This is a genomic window from Photorhabdus viridis, from assembly GCF_040256935.1.
Lineage (GTDB): Bacteria > Pseudomonadota > Gammaproteobacteria > Enterobacterales > Enterobacteriaceae > Photorhabdus > Photorhabdus viridis.
This window is the reverse complement of sequence record NZ_JBEJZY010000648.1, coordinates 1-213: the sequence shown is the minus strand read 5'-3', so window position 1 is coordinate 213 and position 213 is coordinate 1. Positions and strand designations below refer to the sequence as shown.

The following is a 213-nucleotide window of genomic DNA, read 5'->3' as shown; positions in this document are numbered from 1 at the left end:
GAAAGAAACAAAGAACAATATTCTGAATGGATAGCAATGTTGATGGAGCAATATGGTTATAAAACTAAACGAGTGTTATTCAAGAATATGAAAAGCTGTTCGATTCATGGTGTTAATAGCCTAATAACCATGAGACCTAGCTACCACGAAAAGCTTGAAGCTTGGAGCGGTGATAGAATTAAAGAATCTGATTATGTTGTTCTTCCGATAGAT

The 213-nt window shown here is 34.7% G+C and carries 1 protein-coding gene; it reads left to right on the top strand.

From position 1 onward, the window contains the following. Positions 1–213 (top strand): contact-dependent growth inhibition system immunity protein (locus ABR397_RS24910; RefSeq protein ID WP_350307997.1); only part of this gene is annotated, 213 nt, incomplete at both ends.